The 17,755-nt window shown below is 61.8% G+C and carries 18 protein-coding genes, 2 tRNA genes and 1 riboswitch; of the genes, 18 read left to right on the top strand and 2 right to left on the bottom strand.

All coding sequences use genetic code 11. The features are described from left to right. Position 1 precedes the first annotated feature (1 nt). Positions 2 to 148 carry a hypothetical protein gene (locus J7U46_RS12455; RefSeq protein ID WP_282826268.1) on the bottom strand — a complete coding sequence of 49 codons (147 nt, stop codon included), beginning with the start codon at positions 146 to 148 and terminating at the stop codon, positions 2 to 4. Positions 149 to 235: 87 nt separating this feature from the next. Here J7U46_RS12455 and ybiB point away from each other — a divergent pair, with 87 nt between their 5' ends. The 13 genes from ybiB (at position 236) to J7U46_RS12390 (ending at position 12,302) form a co-directional block, all read left to right on the top strand. After that, positions 236 to 1,156: a DNA-binding protein YbiB gene (ybiB, locus tag J7U46_RS12450; RefSeq protein WP_282826266.1), complete on the top strand. Its 921-nt coding sequence runs from the start codon at positions 236 to 238 to the stop codon at positions 1,154 to 1,156. Positions 1,157 to 1,275: 119 nt separating this feature from the next. After that, complete coding sequence (locus tag J7U46_RS12445; RefSeq protein WP_282826264.1) at positions 1,276 to 2,043, top strand: sulfite exporter TauE/SafE family protein; 768 nt, start codon at positions 1,276 to 1,278, stop codon at positions 2,041 to 2,043. Positions 2,044 to 2,051: 8 nt separating this feature from the next. Further along, complete coding sequence (locus J7U46_RS12440) at positions 2,052 to 3,752, top strand: nitrite/sulfite reductase (protein ID WP_282826262.1); 1,701 nt, start codon at positions 2,052 to 2,054, stop codon at positions 3,750 to 3,752. A gap of 17 nt (positions 3,753 to 3,769) precedes the next feature. After that, positions 3,770 to 4,258, top strand: coding sequence for a DUF934 domain-containing protein (locus tag J7U46_RS12435; protein ID WP_282826261.1), 489 nt, complete (start codon positions 3,770 to 3,772; stop codon positions 4,256 to 4,258). Further along, positions 4,255 to 5,049, top strand: a complete 795-nt coding sequence (locus J7U46_RS12430) for a phosphoadenylyl-sulfate reductase (RefSeq protein ID WP_282826260.1) — start codon at positions 4,255 to 4,257, stop codon at positions 5,047 to 5,049. The genes J7U46_RS12435 and J7U46_RS12430 overlap by 4 nt, the downstream gene beginning before the upstream one ends. Next, positions 5,046 to 6,005, top strand: coding sequence for a sulfate adenylyltransferase subunit CysD (gene cysD / locus J7U46_RS12425; RefSeq protein WP_282826258.1), 960 nt, complete (start codon positions 5,046 to 5,048; stop codon positions 6,003 to 6,005). Before J7U46_RS12430 ends, cysD begins: the two co-directional genes overlap by 4 nt. Then, entirely contained in the window at positions 6,005 to 7,303 is a 1,299-nt protein-coding gene (locus J7U46_RS12420) for a GTP-binding protein (RefSeq protein WP_282826256.1), read from the top strand. Before cysD ends, J7U46_RS12420 begins: the two co-directional genes overlap by 1 nt. 5 nt (positions 7,304 to 7,308) lie before the next feature. Beyond that, a complete protein-coding gene (gene cobA, locus J7U46_RS12415; protein WP_282826255.1) occupies positions 7,309 to 8,079 on the top strand; it encodes a uroporphyrinogen-III C-methyltransferase in 771 nt (256 codons plus the stop codon). Between the two features lie 65 nt (positions 8,080 to 8,144). Beyond that, positions 8,145 to 8,468, top strand: coding sequence for a ferredoxin FdxA (gene fdxA / locus J7U46_RS12410; RefSeq protein ID WP_282826253.1), 324 nt, complete (start codon positions 8,145 to 8,147; stop codon positions 8,466 to 8,468). A gap of 53 nt (positions 8,469 to 8,521) precedes the next feature. Continuing rightward, positions 8,522 to 9,634, top strand: a complete 1,113-nt coding sequence (locus J7U46_RS12405) for an NAD(P)/FAD-dependent oxidoreductase (RefSeq protein ID WP_282826251.1) — start codon at positions 8,522 to 8,524, stop codon at positions 9,632 to 9,634. 90 nt (positions 9,635 to 9,724) lie between these two features. Then, positions 9,725 to 9,823: riboswitch (TPP riboswitch) on the top strand. Positions 9,824 to 9,892: 69 nt separating this feature from the next. Further along, entirely contained in the window at positions 9,893 to 12,019 is a 2,127-nt protein-coding gene (locus tag J7U46_RS12400) for a TonB-dependent receptor (RefSeq protein ID WP_282826249.1), read from the top strand. A 36-nt stretch (positions 12,020 to 12,055) separates the two neighbouring features. Then, positions 12,056 to 12,131, top strand: a tRNA-Asn gene (locus J7U46_RS12395). Positions 12,132 to 12,226: 95 nt separating this feature from the next. Further along, positions 12,227 to 12,302, top strand: a tRNA-Asn gene (locus J7U46_RS12390). 156 nt (positions 12,303 to 12,458) lie between these two features. Here the strand turns inward: J7U46_RS12390 and J7U46_RS12385 are convergent. Further along, positions 12,459 to 13,151 carry a serine protease gene (locus J7U46_RS12385; protein WP_282826247.1) on the bottom strand — a complete coding sequence of 231 codons (693 nt, stop codon included), beginning with the start codon at positions 13,149 to 13,151 and terminating at the stop codon, positions 12,459 to 12,461. A 220-nt stretch (positions 13,152 to 13,371) separates the two neighbouring features. On the opposite strand from J7U46_RS12385, the gene J7U46_RS12380 reads away from it, so the two are divergent. The 5 genes from J7U46_RS12380 to J7U46_RS12360 all read left to right on the top strand — a co-directional run bounded on the left by J7U46_RS12380 (position 13,372) and on the right by J7U46_RS12360 (position 17,734). After that, the gene (locus tag J7U46_RS12380) at positions 13,372 to 14,601 is read left to right on the top strand and encodes a hypothetical protein (RefSeq protein WP_282826245.1); all 1,230 of its coding nucleotides are present in this window, start codon (positions 13,372 to 13,374) and stop codon (positions 14,599 to 14,601) included. 272 nt (positions 14,602 to 14,873) lie between these two features. Continuing rightward, on the top strand, positions 14,874 to 15,482 hold the full coding sequence (locus tag J7U46_RS12375; protein ID WP_282826243.1) for a hypothetical protein: 609 nt from the start codon (positions 14,874 to 14,876) through the stop codon (positions 15,480 to 15,482). Continuing rightward, positions 15,469 to 15,918, top strand: coding sequence for a hypothetical protein (locus J7U46_RS12370; RefSeq protein ID WP_282826241.1), 450 nt, complete (start codon positions 15,469 to 15,471; stop codon positions 15,916 to 15,918). Before J7U46_RS12375 ends, J7U46_RS12370 begins: the two co-directional genes overlap by 14 nt. Positions 15,919 to 16,050: 132 nt before the next feature. Next, entirely contained in the window at positions 16,051 to 17,205 is a 1,155-nt protein-coding gene (locus J7U46_RS12365) for a DUF262 domain-containing protein (RefSeq protein WP_282826237.1), read from the top strand. 4 nt (positions 17,206 to 17,209) lie between these two features. After that, complete coding sequence (locus J7U46_RS12360; RefSeq protein WP_282826235.1) at positions 17,210 to 17,734, top strand: hypothetical protein; 525 nt, start codon at positions 17,210 to 17,212, stop codon at positions 17,732 to 17,734. Positions 17,735 to 17,755 lie beyond the last annotated feature (21 nt).

Here is a 17,755-nt window from a genome sequence, read left to right as displayed (position 1 = left end):
CTTACTTGTCCTTCTTCTTGCCGCGCTCGATGATGGCCGTGACCACGGTGGGCATCACCGGGCTGCCGGTCGGCGTCTTGCTCGGCGAGCTGTCCTTCTTGGGCTTCTTGGTTTCCTTGTTGCTTCGCTGCTGACCCTTGTTGGCCATGACGCTCCTCCAATGCTGAAGTGCCGATTGCACCGGCAGCAAGTCTAGGGCGAATTTCAGCCGGTTTCGGCGGCCTACACTGACCCGATGCTGTACCCCGCACTGATCAAGGAAATTGGCCGAGGCGCGCGCGGCGCCCGCGACATGACGGCCGAGCAGGCCGAGGCGCTGTTCGGCGCGATCCTGGATGGCCAGGTGCCCGACATGGAACTCGGCGGCATCCTCCTCTCCCTGCGCATCAAGGGCGAGAGTGCCGAGGAGCTGCTGGCCTTCGAGCGCGCGATGCAGGCGCGCACAAGCCACGTACAGGTGCCCGAAGGCCCGCGCTGTGTGCTGCTGCCCAGCTTCAACGGCGCCCGCAAGCAGGCCAATCTGATGCCGCTCGTGGCGCTGCTGCTGGCCCGCGAGGGCGTGCCGGTGCTGATCCATGGCCGGCATGATTTCGACAGCCGGCAGAGCCCGTTCGAGCTGCTGGCAGCGCTGGGCTTGCCGCTGTCAGCCAACGTGAGCGAGGCCTCGGCGCAGCTCGCCAGCAAGCGCATCGCCAGCCTGCCGCTGGCGTCCCTGAACCCGGGTCTCGACAAACTGATGGCCCTGCGCCCGCGCCTCGGCGTGCGCAACAGCGGCCACAGCGTGGCCAAGCTGCTGGACGCCGCACCAGGCCGCAGCGTGCGGGTCGTGGCCGTGACCCATCCCGAATACCTGGACAGCCTGGGCCAGGCATTGCCGCTCCTGACCGCCAGCGGCGGCCGCGCCCTGCTGATGCGCGCCAGCGAAGGCGAGGCCTACGCCCACCTGCGCCGCCGCGCCCACCTGGTCGGTTTTGCCGATGGCGTTCGCCAGGACCTGCACCCGGCTGACACGAGCGACATCGATTGGCCGCTCTCGCCCGAATGCGAAGCGAGCACCAACGCCCGGCTGATCCAGGCCCTGCTGGCCGGCGAGGAGCCGGTGCCGCCCCGCATCACCGAACAAGTCGCGGCGCTGATCCAACTGGCCCGCCCTTGATCTTTATTCTTGATTTGAATATAGCCACAACGATTTTTTAGTTTGCTTATATATAAAGCGTCGATAAAGTCCGCCGCCTAGGGTTGCCACGGGGGTAGCCCAGCCCAGCGGGAGCGGCTTTGGACTGGATTGCGGTTGTCAGCGGATTTGGCGTCGGCGCCATCGTCGGTATCACCGGCGTGGGTGGCGGCTCGCTGATGACGCCCCTGCTGCTGTCGGTGTTCCGGCTGAGCCCGGCGATGGCCATCGGCACGGACCTGTGGTTCGCTGCGCTGACCAAGGTCTCCGGCTCGGTGGCCCATGCCCGCCACGGCCATGTGCGCTGGGACATCACTGGCCGCCTCTTGGCCGGCTCCATCCCCGCCTCGCTCGCCACCGTGGCCCTGATGCATCTCACCGGCATCACCAAGGGCTGGGCCGCAGCCCTCAGCTTCTCGCTCGGCATTGCCCTCCTGCTGACGGCCGTGGTCGTGGCCTTCAAGAAGAGCTGGCAGACCCTCGGCCTGAAGCTCGAACACTTCATCCCTGACACCCGCAAGCCGGCGCTCACCATCGCCGCCGGCGCCATCCTCGGCGTGCTGGTGTCGCTCTCCTCCATCGGCGCTGGCGCGATTGGCGCGACGCTGATCCTGCTGATCTATCCCCGCCTCGAGGCCCGCTACATCGTCGGCAGCGACATCGCCCATGCGGTGCCGCTGACCCTGGTGGCCGGCATTGGCCATGCCACGCTGGGCCATGTGGACTGGGCCCTCTTGGTGCCGCTGGTCATCGGCTCAGTGCCCGGCATCTGGCTCGGTGCCCAGCTCACCCGCCGCCTGCCCGATGGCGCCGTCCGTGCCCTGCTCTGCGCCTCGCTCCTCCTGGCCGGCTGGAAAGTCATTCACTGAATACGAATATGTACGCCTACACCGACTTCGACCGCCAGTTCGTCCGCGCCCGCGCCGCGCAGTTCCGCGATCAGCTGGAACGCAACATCGCAGGCAGCTTGAGTGACGACGAGTTCCGCCCGCTGCGCCTGCAGAACGGCTGGTATGTGCAGCGCCATGCGCCGATGCTGCGCGTGGCCGTGCCCTACGGCGTGCTCTCGAGCAAGCAGCTTCGCCAGCTGGCCCGCATTGCCCGCGTGCATGACCGCGGCTACGGCCACTTCACCACGCGCCAGAACCTGCAATACAACTGGATCCCGCTGACGCAATCGGCCGACGTGATGGACCTGCTGGCCGACGTGGACATGCACGGCATCCAGACCAGCGGCAACTGCATCCGCAACATCACCAGCGACGGCCTGGCCGGCGTGGCCGCCGACGAGATCGTCGACCCGCGCCCCTACGCCGAGGTGCTGCGCCAGTGGAGCACGCTGCACCCCGAGTTCGCCTTCCTGCCGCGCAAGTTCAAGATCGCCATCTCGGGCGCTGTTGAAGACCGCGCCGCCATCGCCTGGCACGACATCGGCCTGCAGCTGAAGAAGAACGAGGCCGGCGAAGTCGGCTTCCAGGTGCTGGTCGGCGGCGGCATGGGCCGCACGCCCATCGTGGCGCAGGAGATCCACGCCTTCCTGCCCTGGCAGCAGATCCTCGTCTACATCGAGGCCATCGTGCGCGTCTACAACCGCTACGGCCGCCGCGACAACGCCTACAAGGCCCGCATCAAGATCCTCGTGAAGGCCGAAGGCCAGAAGTTCTTCGACGCGGTGAACGAAGAGTTCCGCCTGATCCTCGCCGACGACGCGGGTGGCCATGAGCACCTGATTCCGCAGGCCGAGCTGGACCGCGTGGCGGCGAGCTTCGTCGTGCCCGCTGGCGTGCAAGCCGTGCCGGCGCTCGACATCTTCGAAGGCGCTACTCCCGCCTACAAGCGCTGGCTGGAGCGCAATGTGCACGGCCATCGCCTCAGCGGCTATCGCGGCGTGACGCTGTCGCTGAAGCGCGTGGGCCTGCCGCCTGGCGACGCGACCGACGCGCAGATGGAAGCCGCTGCCGGCCTGGCCGACCAGTTCAGCCAGGGCGAGCTGCGCGTGACGCACGACCAGAACCTGCTGCTGCCCTGGGTGCGAGAAGCCGACCTGCCGGCGGTGTTCGAAGCGGCCAAGGCCAACGGCTTCGCCACGCCCAACATCGGCCTCTTGACCGACATGATCGCCTGCCCCGGCGGCGACTTCTGCGCGCTGGCCAACGCCCGCTCCATCCCCATCGCCAGCGAGATCACCGAGCGCTTCCAGGACCTGGACGAGCTCTACGACATCGGCGACATCGACCTGCACATCAGCGGCTGCATCAACAGCTGCGGCCACCACCACAGCGGCCACATCGGCATCCTCGGCGTCGACAAGGACGGCAAGGAGTGGTACCAGGTCTCGCTGGGAGGCTCGGACGGTTCCACGCTCTCGGGCAAGTCGCAAGCCGGCAAGGTCATCGGCCCCTCGTTCGCAGCCGACGAGGTCAGCGAGGTGATCGAGTCCATCGTCGAAACCTACCGCCTGGAACGCGAAGCCGGCGAGCGCTTCATCGACACCGTGCGCCGCGTCGGCATCGAGCCCTTCAAGGGCCCGGCCAATGCCCGCCGCACGTCCACCGCCCCCGCCCACGCGACTGCCTGATTGATTGCCTGAAGATCATGAAATTCATCGACACCCATCAAGACAGCTGGCAGCGCGTGCAGGGCGAAGACGGCCCGAGCCCGCATCCGCCGACCACCTCGCACCGCTTGCTGACGCTGGAGCAATGGCATGCCGTGCGCGAGCACTGGCCCGCTGGCCTGGCAACCGCCATCGAGCTGGCGAATGATTTCGATATCGAAGGCCTGGTGGCCGACCTGCCGCGCCTCTCGCTGATCGTTCTGCAGTTCCCGAAGTGGGTGGATGGCCGCGCCTATTCGCAAGCCCGTCTGCTGCGTTCGCGCTACCGCTTTGCCGGTGAGATCCGCGCCACCGGCGAGGTGCTGGTCGACATGCTGCCGCTCTTGCAGCGCTGCGGCTTCGACGCCGTGCAGCTGCGCGCCGACCAGAGCCTGGACGCCGCCCGCCGCGCGCTCGCCTTCTTCCCTGCTCACTACCAGGGTGATGTCCTGCAACCGCAGCCGGTGTTTGCCAAGGTGGCGGCATGAGTGAGACAAGCAGCCTGTCATTCCTGCCCGGCGCAAGCAGCGGCAGCTCGGCTGCGGCCCTCTATGCCCGCGAGACCGCCGGCTTCGAGGCGCGCCTGGCCAAGAGCGTCGAGCTGCTGCGCAATGCGGCGGCCGCTTACGGCCCGGCCCTGATCCAGTCCACCAGCCTCGGCGCGGAAGACATGGTCATCACCGACCTGATCGCCCGTCACGGCCTGGCGATCGACGTCGCCACGCTGGACACCGGCAAGCTGCACGCCGAAACGCTGGCCCTGATTCCGCAGATCGAATCCCGCGTGGGCCTGAAGGTCGCCGTGTTCAAGCCGGCCGAGGAACAAGTGATCCATTTCGTCCGTACCAACGGCGAGCGCGCCATGTACGAGAGCCTGGCCCTTCGCAAGGCCTGCTGCGGCCTGCGCAAGCTGGAGCCGCTGTCGCGCATGCTGGCCGGCCGCACGGCCTGGATCACCGGCCTGCGCCGCGAGCAATCCAGCAACCGCGCCGAGGTGCCCTTCAGCGAGCCCGACGGCCAGGGCCGCATCAAGCTCAATGTGCTGGCCGAGTGGAGCTGGGCCGACGTCTGGCACTACATCGAGAAGAACGACGTGCCCTACAACGCGCTGCATGACAAGTTCATGCCCAGCATAGGCTGCGAGCCCTGCACGCGGGCCATTGCTGTGGGTGAGGACTTCCGCGCCGGACGCTGGTGGTGGGAGGATGAGAACGCCAAGGAATGCGGCCTGCACAAGGCCCGTTCGAATGAAGATTTGAAGACCGGAGTTTCGGCATGAATGCCTCTGTGAGCCTGGACAAGTTGTTGCCGGCGGTCGATCACCGCCACCTGGATCATCTCGAGGAAGAAGCCATCTTCATCCTGCGCGAGGTGGCAGCCTCGTTCGAGCGGCCCGCGCTGCTGTTTTCGGGCGGCAAGGATTCCTGCGTGGTCTTGCGCCTGGCCGAGAAGGCCTTCAAGCAACGCGTGTCAGGCAACGAGTTCAAGGGCAAGCTGCCCTTCCCGCTGCTGCACGTGGACACGGGCCACAACTTCCCCGAGGTGATTGAGTTCCGCGACCGCCGTGTCGAGGAAATGGGCGAGCGCCTGGTCGTCGGTCACCTGGAAGATTCCATCGCCCGTGGCACGGTCCGTTTGGCCCACCCGCTGGAATCCCGCAACGGCCACCAGACCGTGGTCCTGCTGGAAGCCATCGAAGAGCACCGCTTCGACGTGCTGATCGGCGGCGCCCGCCGCGATGAAGAAAAAGCCCGCGCCAAGGAACGCATCTTCAGCCACCGCGACTCCTTCGGCCAATGGCAGCCCAAGGAACAGCGCCCGGAGCTGTGGAACCTGTTCAACACCCGCATCCGCCCGGGCGAGCACTTCCGCGCCTTCCCGATCTCGAACTGGACGGAGCTGGACGTGTGGCTGTACCTGGCTCGCGAGAACATCCCGCTGCCTAGCCTGTACTACGCCCATGAGCGCTCGGTGATCCGCCGCAAGGGCCTGCTGGTGCCGTTGACCGAGGTGACACCGCCCGAAGCCGGCGAGACCGTCGAGACCGCCACCGTGCGCTTCCGCACCGTGGGCGACATGACCTGCACCTGCCCGGTGGAGAGTGACGCCGCCACGGCCTCGGACATCGTGGCCGAGACATTGACCGTCACCGTGAGCGAGCGTGGCGCCACGCGCATGGACGACCGCACCAGCGAGGCCTCGATGGAGCGCCGCAAGAAAGAGGGCTACTTCTGATGTCTGCCGTTCTGAACAATCTCATCCACGAACAAGACGTGGACACCCAGCACCGCGCGCTGCGCTTCCTGACTGCCGGCAGCGTGGACGATGGCAAGAGCACGCTCATCGGTCGCCTGCTGTTCGACAGCCGCGCGATCCTGGCCGACCAACTGGACACCTTGGAGAAGCGCGCCGCCGGTGCGCCTATCGATCTGTCCTTGCTGACCGACGGCCTGGAGGCCGAGCGCGAGCAAGGCATCACCATCGACGTGGCCTACCGCTACTTCGCCACCAAGACGCGCAAGTTCATCATTGCCGATGCACCGGGCCATGAGCAGTACACGCGCAACATGGTCACGGCAGCAGCAGGGTCGGATGCGGCGGTCGTGCTGGTGGACATCACCAAGCTGAAGCTGGAAGAAGAAGAGATCACGCTGCTGCCGCAGACGCGCCGGCACAGCCTGCTGGCCCACCTGCTGCGGGTGCCGAGCATCGTGTTCGCGATCAACAAGATCGATGCGCTGGAGAACCCGGCCCAGGGCTATGCCAAGGTGAGCACGGCGCTGCGCAAGTTTGCGGAAGAAGCCGGCATCGCGGTGACGGCCATCGTGCCGGTCTCGGCCCTGCGCGGCGACAACGTGACCCAGCCGCTGGATGCTGCCTGGTACAACGGCCCATCGCTCTTACAAGTCCTCGAGTCCCTGCCGACGGTGCAGGAGAAGGTCGAAGGACGCCTGGCCATCCCGGTGCAGTACGTGGCGACCAATGGCGACGGCACGGGCCATCAGCCACGCACGCTGTGGGGCCGCATTGCCCATGGGCAGGTCAAGGCCGGCGACGAGATCCAGGTGCTGCCCAGTGGACAGAAGGCCATCGTGGCCGAGGTGCGCAAGGCGGGCGAGACGGTGCCCTACAGCGTGGCCGGCGAATCCGCAGGTCTTCTGCTGGACCGCCAGCTGGACGTGAGCCGGGGCGACTGGATCGTGACGCCGGGGAGTAGCGAGCCCAGGCAGGCGTTTGAAGCGACGCTGGCCTGGCTCGATACCGAGCCGGCGCAAGTGGGCCGCAAGTACTGGGTGCGCCATGGCAACCGCTGGGTGCAGGCGCGGATCACGGCCATCGAGCACAAGCTGGACATCCACACGCTGGCAGAGACTGAGGCGAGCGAAATTGCAGTGAACGAGATCGGCCACGTTCGCATCGAGGTGCAGCAGGCATTGCCGGTGGAGCCCTACAGCGAGAACCGCGTGGGTGGCGCGCTGATCGTCGTGGACCCGACGTCCAACCGCACCTCGGGTGCGCTGCTGGTGAGGTGAGCCCCATGAGCGGAAAAGTCATCTTCGTCAGCGCCGGCCCTGGTGCCGCCGACCTGATCACGCTGCGCGGCGCCCGCGCGCTGCAGCAAGCCGAAGTGGTGCTGTTCGACGCCCTCACCGACCCGGCCCTGCGCGAGTTCGCGCCGAAGGCCGAGTGGCTGGACGTGGGCAAGCGCGGCTTCTGCGACTCCACCGCCCAGACGGCGATCAATGCCTTGCTGGTCAAGCAGGCCCGGCTTCATGCGGTGGTCGTGCGTCTCAAGGGCGGCGACGCCAGCATCTTCGGCCGCCTGGAGGAAGAACTGATCGCCCTGGCCGAGGCGGGCATCGAGAGCGAGGTCGTGCCCGGCGTGACCGCCGCCATCGCCGCCGCCGCTCACGCTCAGCGCCCCTTGACCCGCCGCGGCAAGGGCCGCAGCGTCAGCCTGACCACGGCCATGACCAAGGACGGCGACCTGCAGGCCCTGAAGAGCGCCGACACCGAGGTGTTCTACATGGCCGGCCGCCAGCTCGGTGCGCTCGCCCGCAAGCTGCAGCAGGCCGGCTGGCCGGCCGACACGCCGGCCCTGGTGGTCTCGCGGGCTGGCTGTGCCGATGCGCTTTCCAGCGATCATCTGGTGGCCGACCTGGCCGCCGCCGCCCTCTTGCACAAGGGGCGGCCGACGGTCGTGACCGTGGGCGCCGGTGCCCGCCAACTGGTCCCCGTGCGCAAAAAAGCCATCAAGTCCACGGGACTAGATCAGCATCAAGCCCGGGTACTTACCCTGAACGACTAAAATCCGCGCTTTGCCCCGGTTGCGTCCTGCGCCGAGGCTGGGCCCACAAAAACCGAGCTGCCTCCATGACCCACGTCGTTACCGAAGCCTGCATCCGCTGCAAGTACACCGATTGCGTTGATGTCTGCCCCGTTGACTGCTTCCGTGAGGGCCCGAATTTCCTCACCATCGATCCGGATGAATGCATCGACTGCGCGGTCTGCATTCCCGAGTGCCCGGTCAATGCCATCGTCCCGGAAGAGGACGTGCCCGGCAACCAGCAGCACATGATCAAGCTCAATGCCGATCTGGCCAAGAAGTGGCCCAGCATCACCAAGCGCAAGCCTGCGCTGCCCGATGCCGACGACTGGAAGGACAAGACGGGCAAGCTGCCCGAATTGATCCGCTGAACGAATCAATCCAAGACTGACCGAAATCGCGGCCACGAGCTGCGCGCCCTGACATGGAACCTCAAGTGAACGCAGAGATCACCAAGACCGCCGTCGCCCATGGCGGACCCATCGAGACCGATGCCGTCATCGTCGGTGCCGGCCCGGTGGGCCTGTTCCAGGTGTTCGAGCTGGGCCTCCTGGAGGTCAAGGCTCACATCATCGACTCGCTGGCCTACCCCGGCGGCCAGTGCATCGAGCTCTACCCCGACAAGCCGATCTACGACATCCCGGCAGTGCCCATCTGCACCGGCAAGGAACTGACCGACAACCTGCTCAAGCAGATCGAGCCCTTTGGCGCGACCTTCCACCTGGGCCAGGAAGTGACCACGGTCCAGAAGCAGGAAGACGGCCGCTTCTACGTCGAGACCAGCAAGGGCACGAGCTTCCTGACCAAGACCATCTTCATCGCCGGCGGCGTGGGCTCGTTCCAGCCGCGCACGCTGAAGGTCGACGGCATCGAGAAGTACACCGACACCCAGCTGCACTACCGCGTGCGCAACCCGGCACAGTTCGCGGGCAAGAACCTGCTGATCGTTGGTGGTGGCGACTCGGCCCTGGACTGGGCCCTGAACTTCTGCGCCGGCAATGACGACGGCAGCGCCAACAAGGCCGAGAGCGTCATCCTCCTGCACCGCCGCGACGGCTTCCGCGCCGCGCCCGCCTCGGTGGCGAAGATGAAGGAACTCTGCGACGCCTACGAGATGCAGTTCCTGGTCGGCCAGGTGACCGACATCGACGAAGCCGATGGCCAGCTCAAGGGCGTGAAGGTCACCGGCGGCGACGGCGTCACGCGCGTCGTGCCCTGCGATGAAGTGCTGGTGTTCTTCGGCCTTAGCCCGAAGCTCGGCCCCATCGCCGAGTGGGGCCTGGCCCTGGAGCGCAAGCAGATCGTCGTCGACACCGAGAAGTTCGAAACCTCGGTGCCCGGCATCTTCGCCGTGGGCGACGTGAACACCTACCCGGGCAAGAAGAAGCTGATCCTGTCGGGCTTCCACGAGTGCGCCCTTGCCGCCTTCGGCGCCGCGCCCTACATCTTCCCGGAGAAGCGCATCCACCTGCAGTACACGACCACCAGCCCGAAGCTGCACAAGGTGCTGGGCGTCGATTCGCCTGTCTTCGACTGAGCGCTCGCTGCATCACAGAAGGCCCGCCACGTGCGGGCCTTTTTTATGACGGCACTACAATGTTGCTCGCCTCGCTCCCCCGTGGAATGAGGCCTTCGCTAGGGGTGTTGAGCCGCAAGGCTCGACTGAGACAGTCCCTTTGAACCTGATTGAGGTAATCCTCGCGCAGGGAAGCAGCCGAAAACGAACAGGCCATCGACGTCTCCGGACCTGTATCGCATCACGCGTTTGCCGACCTGCCATCGCTCGAGCATTTCGATGGCACACCCACTTTCCTTGAACCGCATTGCCGCTGCCCTGGCCCTGCTCAGCACAGCCGCGTCTGCCCAGCAACTCCCCACCGTCTCCATCACCGGCCGCTCTGAAGCTCCCGTGCAGGTCGGCGGCTTCGGCGACACGCCGGTGGCCAAGCTGCCCTTGCAGGCCACGCTGCTCGGCAGCGAACAGCTGCTGAACAGCGGCATCAACACGCTGGCCGGCATCACGGCACTCGATGCCAGCATTGGCGACGCCTACAACTCGCTGGGCTATGTCTCCTACCTGAAAGTCCGCGGCTTCGACCTGGACAACCGCTTCAACTACCGCCGCGACGGCCTGCCCATCGATGCCGAGACAGCATTGGCTTTGGGCAACAAGGCGAGCATCGAAGTGCTCAAGGGCAGCAGCGGCATCCAGGCTGGCACCAGCGCGCCGGGCGGCATCGTCAACATGCTGGTCAAACGACCGACGCTGGAACTGCACAGCACCACACTGAGCGTCAGCGAGCGCGGCACGGTCGAGGCCGCCGCCGACCTGAGCCACCGCTTCGGCAGCAGCAAGGAGTTCGGTCTGCGCCTGAACGCGAGCACCGCCATGGTGAAACCCGAACTGCGTGACGTGAAGGGTCAGCGCCATCTGTTTGCCCTGGCCGGCGATTGGCGCCTTTCGCCCGATACGCTGCTGGAAGCCGAGTTCGAGCTGAACAAGCAGACCCAGCTGAGCCAGCCCGGCTTCAGCCTGCTCGGCACCAAGCTGCCGGACGCCAAGAGCATCGACCCGCGCACCAACCTGAACAACCAGAGCTGGAGCCAGCCGGTGGTGTTCGACAACAGCCAGGCTTCGCTGCGCTGGCAACAGCGACTGAGCGGCGACTGGAAGGCGCAGGCCCATTGGGGAGCGCAGCGCCTGAAGACCGACGACCGCCTGGCCTATGCCTTTGGTTGCAGCGCGGCGGATGGCACTTACTGGGCCTCCAGCTACTGCCCGAACGGCGACTTCGATCAATACGACTTCCGCAGCGAGAACGAGCGCCGCAACAGCGATGCCACCGACTTCTCGCTGAGCGGCTCCATCGAGGCGGGCGGTCTGCGCCACAAGCTCACGACCGGCGTGCTGTTCACGCGTTTCTGGAGCCGCTTCCAGGGCCAGGCCTACAACTGGGCGGGCACCGGCAACATCTCCGGCCTGCCGCGCACCACGGCCGATGGCACGTTGAATGACGCCAACACCAATCGCGATGAACGCAGCCGCGAGTTCTACCTTCGTGACGCCATTGATCTGAGCCCGCAACTGAGCGCCTGGCTCGGCCTGCGCCACAGCCGCATCGAGCGCAGCAGCTACCGCGTCAACACCAGCGACACCCGCGCCACCAGCTATGAGCAGAGCTTCACCACGCCCTGGCTCGGCCTGAGCTATGCGTTCGACTCGCGGCTGATGGCCTACGCCAGCTGGGGCCAGGGCATCGAGAGCGAGGTGGCGCCCAATCGCGCCCGCTACAGCAACCGGGGTCAGGCCTTGCCTGCCTTGAAGAGCGAGCAGCTCGAGATCGGCCTGAAGTCGGGCAGCAAGACGGTGGACTGGTCCATCGCTGCCTTCGACATCCAACGCCCGGCCTGGCGCGACATCGGCAAATGCGACTCGGCCGCGAACAGCTGCGTGCGCCGCGCCGATGGTGATGCCCGCCATCGCGGCATCGAGGCTCAGACCGATTTCAAGTGGAATGGCGGCGGCCTGCTGGCAAGCCTGATGAAGCTGCATGCCCGCAACGAAGGCAGCGCGAGCAGCGGGCTCAACGGCCTGCGCCCGACCAACGTGCCCGAGACCACGATCAAGCTGCAGGCCCGCCAGCAGCTGATGACCGGCCTGCAGGCCCAGCTCGGCCTGCTGCGCGAGGGCTCGCGCGAAGTGCTGCCCGACAACAGCCTGCAGATCCCCGCCTGGACCCGCCTCGATGCCGCGCTTCGCTACGAGCACCAAGTGGGCCGCCAGCTGTGGATCTGGCGAGTGGGTGTGGACAACCTCGCCGACAAGCGTGCCTGGAAGGAATCGCCCTACCAGTACGAACACGTCTACCTCTATCCGCTCGCTCCTCGCACCTGGAGAGCCAGCCTGGAGCTGAGCTTGTAAAGCTCCAAAAATCTGGTCTATAATGCAAGGCTCTGTTCCTCGATAGCTCAGTCGGTAGAGCGCCGGACTGTTAATCCGTAGGTCCCTGGTTCGAGCCCAGGTCGAGGAGCCACAGAATTTGCACGGTAACGTGCAGCAAAGATGAAGCCGCTGCTTCGCATGTTGCAGCGGCTTTAATTTGCAAGAAGACAAGAAGTACCGATCAATTCCTCGATAGCTCAGTCGGTAGAGCGCCGGACTGTTAATCCGTAGGTCCCTGGTTCGAGCCCAGGTCGAGGAGCCAGATAGAGAAGCCCCGCAGGTGAAAGCTTGTGGGGCTTTTTCTTTGTACCGAACGATTGATGTTCGAAGGTGTCAGCGACAAGTGTCGAAGCCTGCCCCCGCTTGCGATAGTGCATCTATCGCTCCGCCGCGTTGACGGCGCCATCCCAAGGCACCTCTAGGATCTAAATCCGTTTGGATTTTCGCGTATGCCGTCCAGCGCCTGCCCTATACCACTGACATCGATCAGGCCTGTGTTTGCCTCGTAGACGTAGCCAGTCTCCACATCCGTGTCTGCAGCGTAGATTGGTTCGCGCACGGTGTTGTTGCCGGAAATAACGCCTGCCACTTGCCAACCACGATCCGCGTTCCTGAAAACGACCGGTCCGCCAGAGAACCCTGGATTGTTAATGCCGTCAAGAACGATGTTGGGCTGATCCGGCATGAAGTCCAGCATCGAGACAATCGCTCGCTTCACGTATGGAAGTGGGTAGCCATTGTTGAGCTGCCCGGCATCTGGCCTCATGCCATACGGAAAACCCAGAAAGTGGACTTCTTGACCCAAAGCGAGACCGGCACTGCCAAGAACCACATTTCTATAATTTGTTAGCAGTTGCGGCAGAGCCAGAACGGCGATGTCGCAATCGTCGCCGCCAGCCCAAGTCAGCTGACAGGCTACCGGCTTCCATTGGCGATCATGCATGATTTCGATCTGGCTTAGTCGGGTCAGGTCTTGCGCCTGATCTCCATCGAGCACATGCCGCGCGGTGATCAAGTACTGCAGCCCGTCGAGCATGCCCGTAAAAGCTGTACCAAAGCCGACCGCAGTGCGGATCGCGAATACCTGTTGAATGACTTCCCCGGTCACCATAGAGCACCCTCTTCCAAACCTTGTCTGCCTCGCCGTGCTGGCCCGAGCCAACATCTTTCCACGGACGACTTCTCTAGCCCGGTCTATCGAGGGACCTGCGCGGCAATACTCCCGTGCGGACGGCCCAGCCGGCAGCAGAAGCCAAAGGCAACCCGAGTCAGCTTGATACTAGCAGTTGAACTCACGCGGTAGAGTTGACCAACTACTACGCAGAAAGCCTATGAAGATCAAGTGGGACGAAGGCTTTGACCTGAGCGTCTTTGAGACCATGTTGACAAAGGGCGTTGAGGCTTCTGGCAGGGGCGTACACCATGGCCCCGGGAGTCTGGAAGACTGTGTAGCAGTTGCCAGGACCATGCTGCGCTTCGACCCTGATTTGGCGTGGGAAACCAAGACGTCGATCATTTCTAAGGCAGTTAATGCCCAGCGGGGTAACCCCGATCACGCCACTCAAAGCGTGCTCAGGGCAGTTCAAAGGGACGTCCGTCTACACCTAGCCAAGCCCGAGACGCCGTTCATTCTTGTCACTACGATCGGTATAGCCAGCGGAGGGCAGATACCAAAGGTAAGCATCCACGGCTGCACGATATCTTTCCCTTCAAAGCTCCCGTCGCGGTTCCTAGATCAACGAACAGAGGCCTTTGCCCGTGGGAAATCCTGCGTCGGCGTCCCCAAGGATGACCTAAAGCAATGGGTCCGTATCCGTGTCGACGCCCGCTCAAGCTTTGAAGCTGGCACTAAAGCACTTGATGCTCTCGATCTTCTGCGTGGCGAGCTCAATCTGTTTGCAAACACCGGCTGGCGAAAGACTTACGGTGGGCCACAGACCCCAGTCAACCAGGTACGACTTGGACCGCTTCATACGCTTCATCGCCCGAATGGGGACAACACAGACATCGACCTGTATTGGTACGACCCGCAATACACCCAGGGACATTCATTCCTCAATCTAAGAACAGCTGGCAGCAAGGTCCTGTCCAATGTCGCGATCTTCAGGCGAAAGATGGTTCGGCTGCCGTATCGTGCAACGATTGAGGACGCACTCATCCGCTACGCTAGATGCCTAGACACAAATGATTTGGACGCTTCAGTTGTCAAGCTTTGGGGTGTCCTTGAGTTGTTGACCGGCACCGGTCGCGATAGCTACGAAAAGACCATACGGCGCGCATCCTTCATCTTTAGCGACGGCCAACGCCATCGCCTAGTGCTAGAGCATCTGCGCCGATACAGGAACCGATCTGTTCACGCCGGCAAAGTTGGCGAGGACATGGAGATAGAAGTGTTTCAGCTCAAGAAGTACGTCGAGCATTTGCTCCGATTTCATGTGCTCAACAACTTTGCTTTCCAGTCCTTCAACGAAGCATGCGCATTCTTGGACCACAGCCATAACGCGGCTCAGCTGAAGAAGCAGATAGCAACACTACGAGCTGCGCTGAAGTTTCTTGGATAGCCGCACATCAATGTGTCAGCCCTTGCGGTTGCTGGCGCCCGTCTCGCCCGCTTTCTCCATCGGAGTACCACGCGACGATGCGTCATCTCAATGGACACTAGACCGGCGGATGTAGGATCAATAAGATCCAACGGGCTCGAAAGTGCGAACAAGTTCCACATACGGCCCTGATTAAGAAGATATCCAGCAGGCCTCTGCATTAGCAGTACGCCGGTTGTGCGGCAACACCTATCGATACGGCTGAGAAATAACTAGTAGAAACCAGAGTACTGATGTTTGCATCCATACGCGTCAACAACCTAAAGACGAGCTTGGCTAAGCCGGCGCTGCAGGAAATGGCGAGTCAGGCATTTCCTGCGCCAGCAGCAGGCAATAGAGCTGCCCACAGTAAGCTTCAATCATTAACAGATCGCTTCCGCGTGATGGCCGTCTATGATTGCGCCCCATGTCGAGATGCCCAGGCACTCTTCTTATGGTCGAACGAATCAAATTTCGAAATCATCGTTGAGTCCGAACCAGGTGGCGACCTCAGAATTGCTCTTGGGAATGTTGTATCGCAATTGCAAAACACCATGAAAGGCAAGGGGATGAAGGGGGAATGGTCAATCTCTCTGAAGTCCCTGTCAGATGACCAGACATACATTACTGGTCGCCCCTACCGGGGATGGGTGGACGTCTTCACTGCTATCTGGCCTGAGTTTCTAGCATTCATCGTTGGGGTGCTTCTCATATTTGCGTCCAAGCAATGGTTCCCTGGCTACTTGGAAGAAGCGAAAGCAGTCTCCTTAGCTTATCTTCTCCTGCTGCTAGCCAAAACTGCCATTGAGCTGACGAAGCGACCGACCGATTCAATCATCTGGAATGCACATGAAGCTACGTGACATTCTTCATTCGCAACGGCCTCTTACAGAGGCTGAGTTAAGTTCAATTCTTTTCCAAGAACTCCGGAAAATATTTCCAGCATCGTCTTCCGACGTATTGGACGACACACCAAATCGAAAGTATCGATGGGACATAGTTTCGACCTCAAGGTCTGGTCTTTCCATTTACTTTGAGGTGAAGCGAGCGCGTAATTTCTTGGGATTTTCAGATCTGTATGGAATACTACGGCGCTTTGAGGAAGCCACTGCCACTCGCGAAGACGCACCCATACTTGCCATTCTTACCGATGCAGACGTTCCGCAATCCGTTGTTGACGGCTTCCGAGATCTGCGCGTACCTATTATCAATATTCAGCAGGGAGGGGTAGGATTGAAGCCCATAATTGCAAAGGCATTTGCCGAATGCTCAATTAGGGTGCCGGAGCTAACAAAATAGCCATCGCGGGGGCTTCAATTCACATCTGAAACCACATCCCCTCCTGCCTCACACGGTAATTCGCCTGCCAGCAGCCACGCAACACAAAATATGTTATTTGTGTAGCCTTTACTATGACCAGGCACGAACGCCGTGCAGCCAACCCAACGCGCCGACCCAGGGCGCGAACTCGGAAAAAAAATGGCCAAAAAGACTCCAAGCACCGCGCTAGCAGACATTCTTTTTCCTGAAGCTCTAGATCAGCAAGAGTTTGCTGATGGGATATTAAGCATTCCACCCGAGCAGCGAAAACTGCATACTGAAACATACGACTTCACTGTTGCAACAATGGTGGAGAAAATCAAAGATGGATCCGTGTTTGTTCCTAGCTTCCAGCGCAGATATGTATGGACTGACCCACAGGCATCTCGCTTGATCGAGTCCTTAATTATTCAATGCCCCGTCCCCGTAATTTACCTAAATCAAGAACCCGACGAAAGGCTATCTGTTATTGATGGCAATCAGCGCCTTACTTCAATCTCGAGATATTTGAATAACGAATTCCCGCTAAAGGGACTAACCGCTTATCCAGAACTCGACGGAAATAGGTTTCACCAACTCGACTCACGGATGCAACGGCACATAATTAACAGGACACTCCGCTGCATCGTGATCCTTAAGGACACACATCCGCAAGTTAAGTTCGATGTGTTCGAGAGACTGAACACCGGCGCCGTGAAGCTGACGCCTCAGGAATTGAGGCATGGCTTGTACTATGGGGACCTAATAAACCTGGCTACAACTGTAGTTAAGGCAACCGGCTTCTCAACAGCGCTTGAAATTAAGTTAGACAAGCGCATGAAAGCCGAAGAGCTGGTTCTACGCTTCTGGGCCCTGTCCGAAAAATTCTCCGAATACAAAAAACCTTTGGCTGGGTTCATCAACTCTTTTGCCGACTCCAATAGATCTATCGACCAAGCGGAACTTGATCGTCTGCAAGCCTCTTTCGAAGAAACTCTTGCACTAGTAAAGGAGAAATTCGGCGAGAAAGCTTTCAAGATATTCGACGCCGCCGGCAACATCGAAAGCAGTTTTAATTCGGCGCTGTACGATGCAGAGATGATTGCCATGCGTCAATTGAGCGCCGAAGGGAAGGTTACAAAGAAGTCAGAGAAAGCTGTTTGTGATGCGCTAGTTAACGCCTTTATGTCTGACGAGACGTTTCGCAAGTCAATAAGCATTGCGACGAGCGACGAATCGCAGCTGCGGGTGCGCGTGTCGGCGCTAAAGAAGATCTTGGCGAAATAGGTCGATGGCTTACAGCATTAGTCAACCCCGGAAAGATTTAATAGCCGCGGTCGACGAAATAACTCAACGAGCCTATTCAGCTGCACAGGTCGGCGTGCCGAGTGACGTTAGGGAATATGCGTTCGCAGCCTCCATATTTCTCTCGCACGCCGAACTTGAAAACTACTTCGTCGATATGATTGATCGAGTTGCTCGCTTATATAGCAACCACTCCCCATCTGCACTGCCGATTCCCACAAGACTGCGAGCGCATCTCTTTGTGCTTAAGTCTAGCCTGCAAGCCGCATTTGGTGCAAAAATTTCCGGCGGTGACGAGCAATCTCTCCTTGCTGCCGTTGAGCGGTCTTTCATCGGCTCGGCTGGCTCAATGATTAATCCTGCCATTGCGTTGGTTCCTTTTACCGGCGCAGAGATCCTTGGCGACTACAGCTATCCATCCATCAAGAATATAGAGAGAGCAATGCGGCGGCTAGGGAAGGTCTGCAAAACCCCGCCCACCACGGTCGGTGGAATTCACAGTGAGACGTGATTTGCGAATCACTGGGTGATT

The organism is Pelomonas sp. V22 (assembly GCF_030014915.1).
Lineage (GTDB): Bacteria > Pseudomonadota > Gammaproteobacteria > Burkholderiales > Burkholderiaceae_C > JAUASW01.
Note: the sequence above shows the minus strand (reverse complement) of the source record. Positions and strands in the feature narration are given on the sequence as shown.

What these genes read in the sequence shown, in the direction of transcription:
- J7U46_RS12405 (WP_282826251.1), top strand. Translation starts at nt 8,522, where the DNA reads ATGGAACCTCAAGTGAACGCAGAGATCACCAAGACCGCCGTCGCCCAT.
- J7U46_RS12455 (WP_282826268.1), bottom strand. Translation starts at nt 148, where the DNA reads ATGGCCAACAAGGGTCAGCAGCGAAGCAACAAGGAAACCAAGAAGCCC.
- ybiB (WP_282826266.1), top strand. Translation starts at nt 236, where the DNA reads ATGCTGTACCCCGCACTGATCAAGGAAATTGGCCGAGGCGCGCGCGGC.
- fdxA (WP_282826253.1), top strand. Translation starts at nt 8,145, where the DNA reads ATGACCCACGTCGTTACCGAAGCCTGCATCCGCTGCAAGTACACCGAT.
- J7U46_RS12385 (WP_282826247.1), bottom strand. Translation starts at nt 13,151, where the DNA reads ATGGTGACCGGGGAAGTCATTCAACAGGTATTCGCGATCCGCACTGCG.
- J7U46_RS12360 (WP_282826235.1), top strand. Translation starts at nt 17,210, where the DNA reads ATGGCTTACAGCATTAGTCAACCCCGGAAAGATTTAATAGCCGCGGTC.
- J7U46_RS12430 (WP_282826260.1), top strand. Translation starts at nt 4,255, where the DNA reads ATGAGTGAGACAAGCAGCCTGTCATTCCTGCCCGGCGCAAGCAGCGGC.
- J7U46_RS12440 (WP_282826262.1), top strand. Translation starts at nt 2,052, where the DNA reads ATGTACGCCTACACCGACTTCGACCGCCAGTTCGTCCGCGCCCGCGCC.
- J7U46_RS12370 (WP_282826241.1), top strand. Translation starts at nt 15,469, where the DNA reads ATGAAGCTACGTGACATTCTTCATTCGCAACGGCCTCTTACAGAGGCT.
- J7U46_RS12375 (WP_282826243.1), top strand. Translation starts at nt 14,874, where the DNA reads ATGTTTGCATCCATACGCGTCAACAACCTAAAGACGAGCTTGGCTAAG.
- cobA (WP_282826255.1), top strand. Translation starts at nt 7,309, where the DNA reads ATGAGCGGAAAAGTCATCTTCGTCAGCGCCGGCCCTGGTGCCGCCGAC.
- J7U46_RS12435 (WP_282826261.1), top strand. Translation starts at nt 3,770, where the DNA reads ATGAAATTCATCGACACCCATCAAGACAGCTGGCAGCGCGTGCAGGGC.
- J7U46_RS12380 (WP_282826245.1), top strand. Translation starts at nt 13,372, where the DNA reads ATGAAGATCAAGTGGGACGAAGGCTTTGACCTGAGCGTCTTTGAGACC.
- cysD (WP_282826258.1), top strand. Translation starts at nt 5,046, where the DNA reads ATGAATGCCTCTGTGAGCCTGGACAAGTTGTTGCCGGCGGTCGATCAC.
- J7U46_RS12400 (WP_282826249.1), top strand. Translation starts at nt 9,893, where the DNA reads ATGGCACACCCACTTTCCTTGAACCGCATTGCCGCTGCCCTGGCCCTG.
- J7U46_RS12420 (WP_282826256.1), top strand. Translation starts at nt 6,005, where the DNA reads ATGTCTGCCGTTCTGAACAATCTCATCCACGAACAAGACGTGGACACC.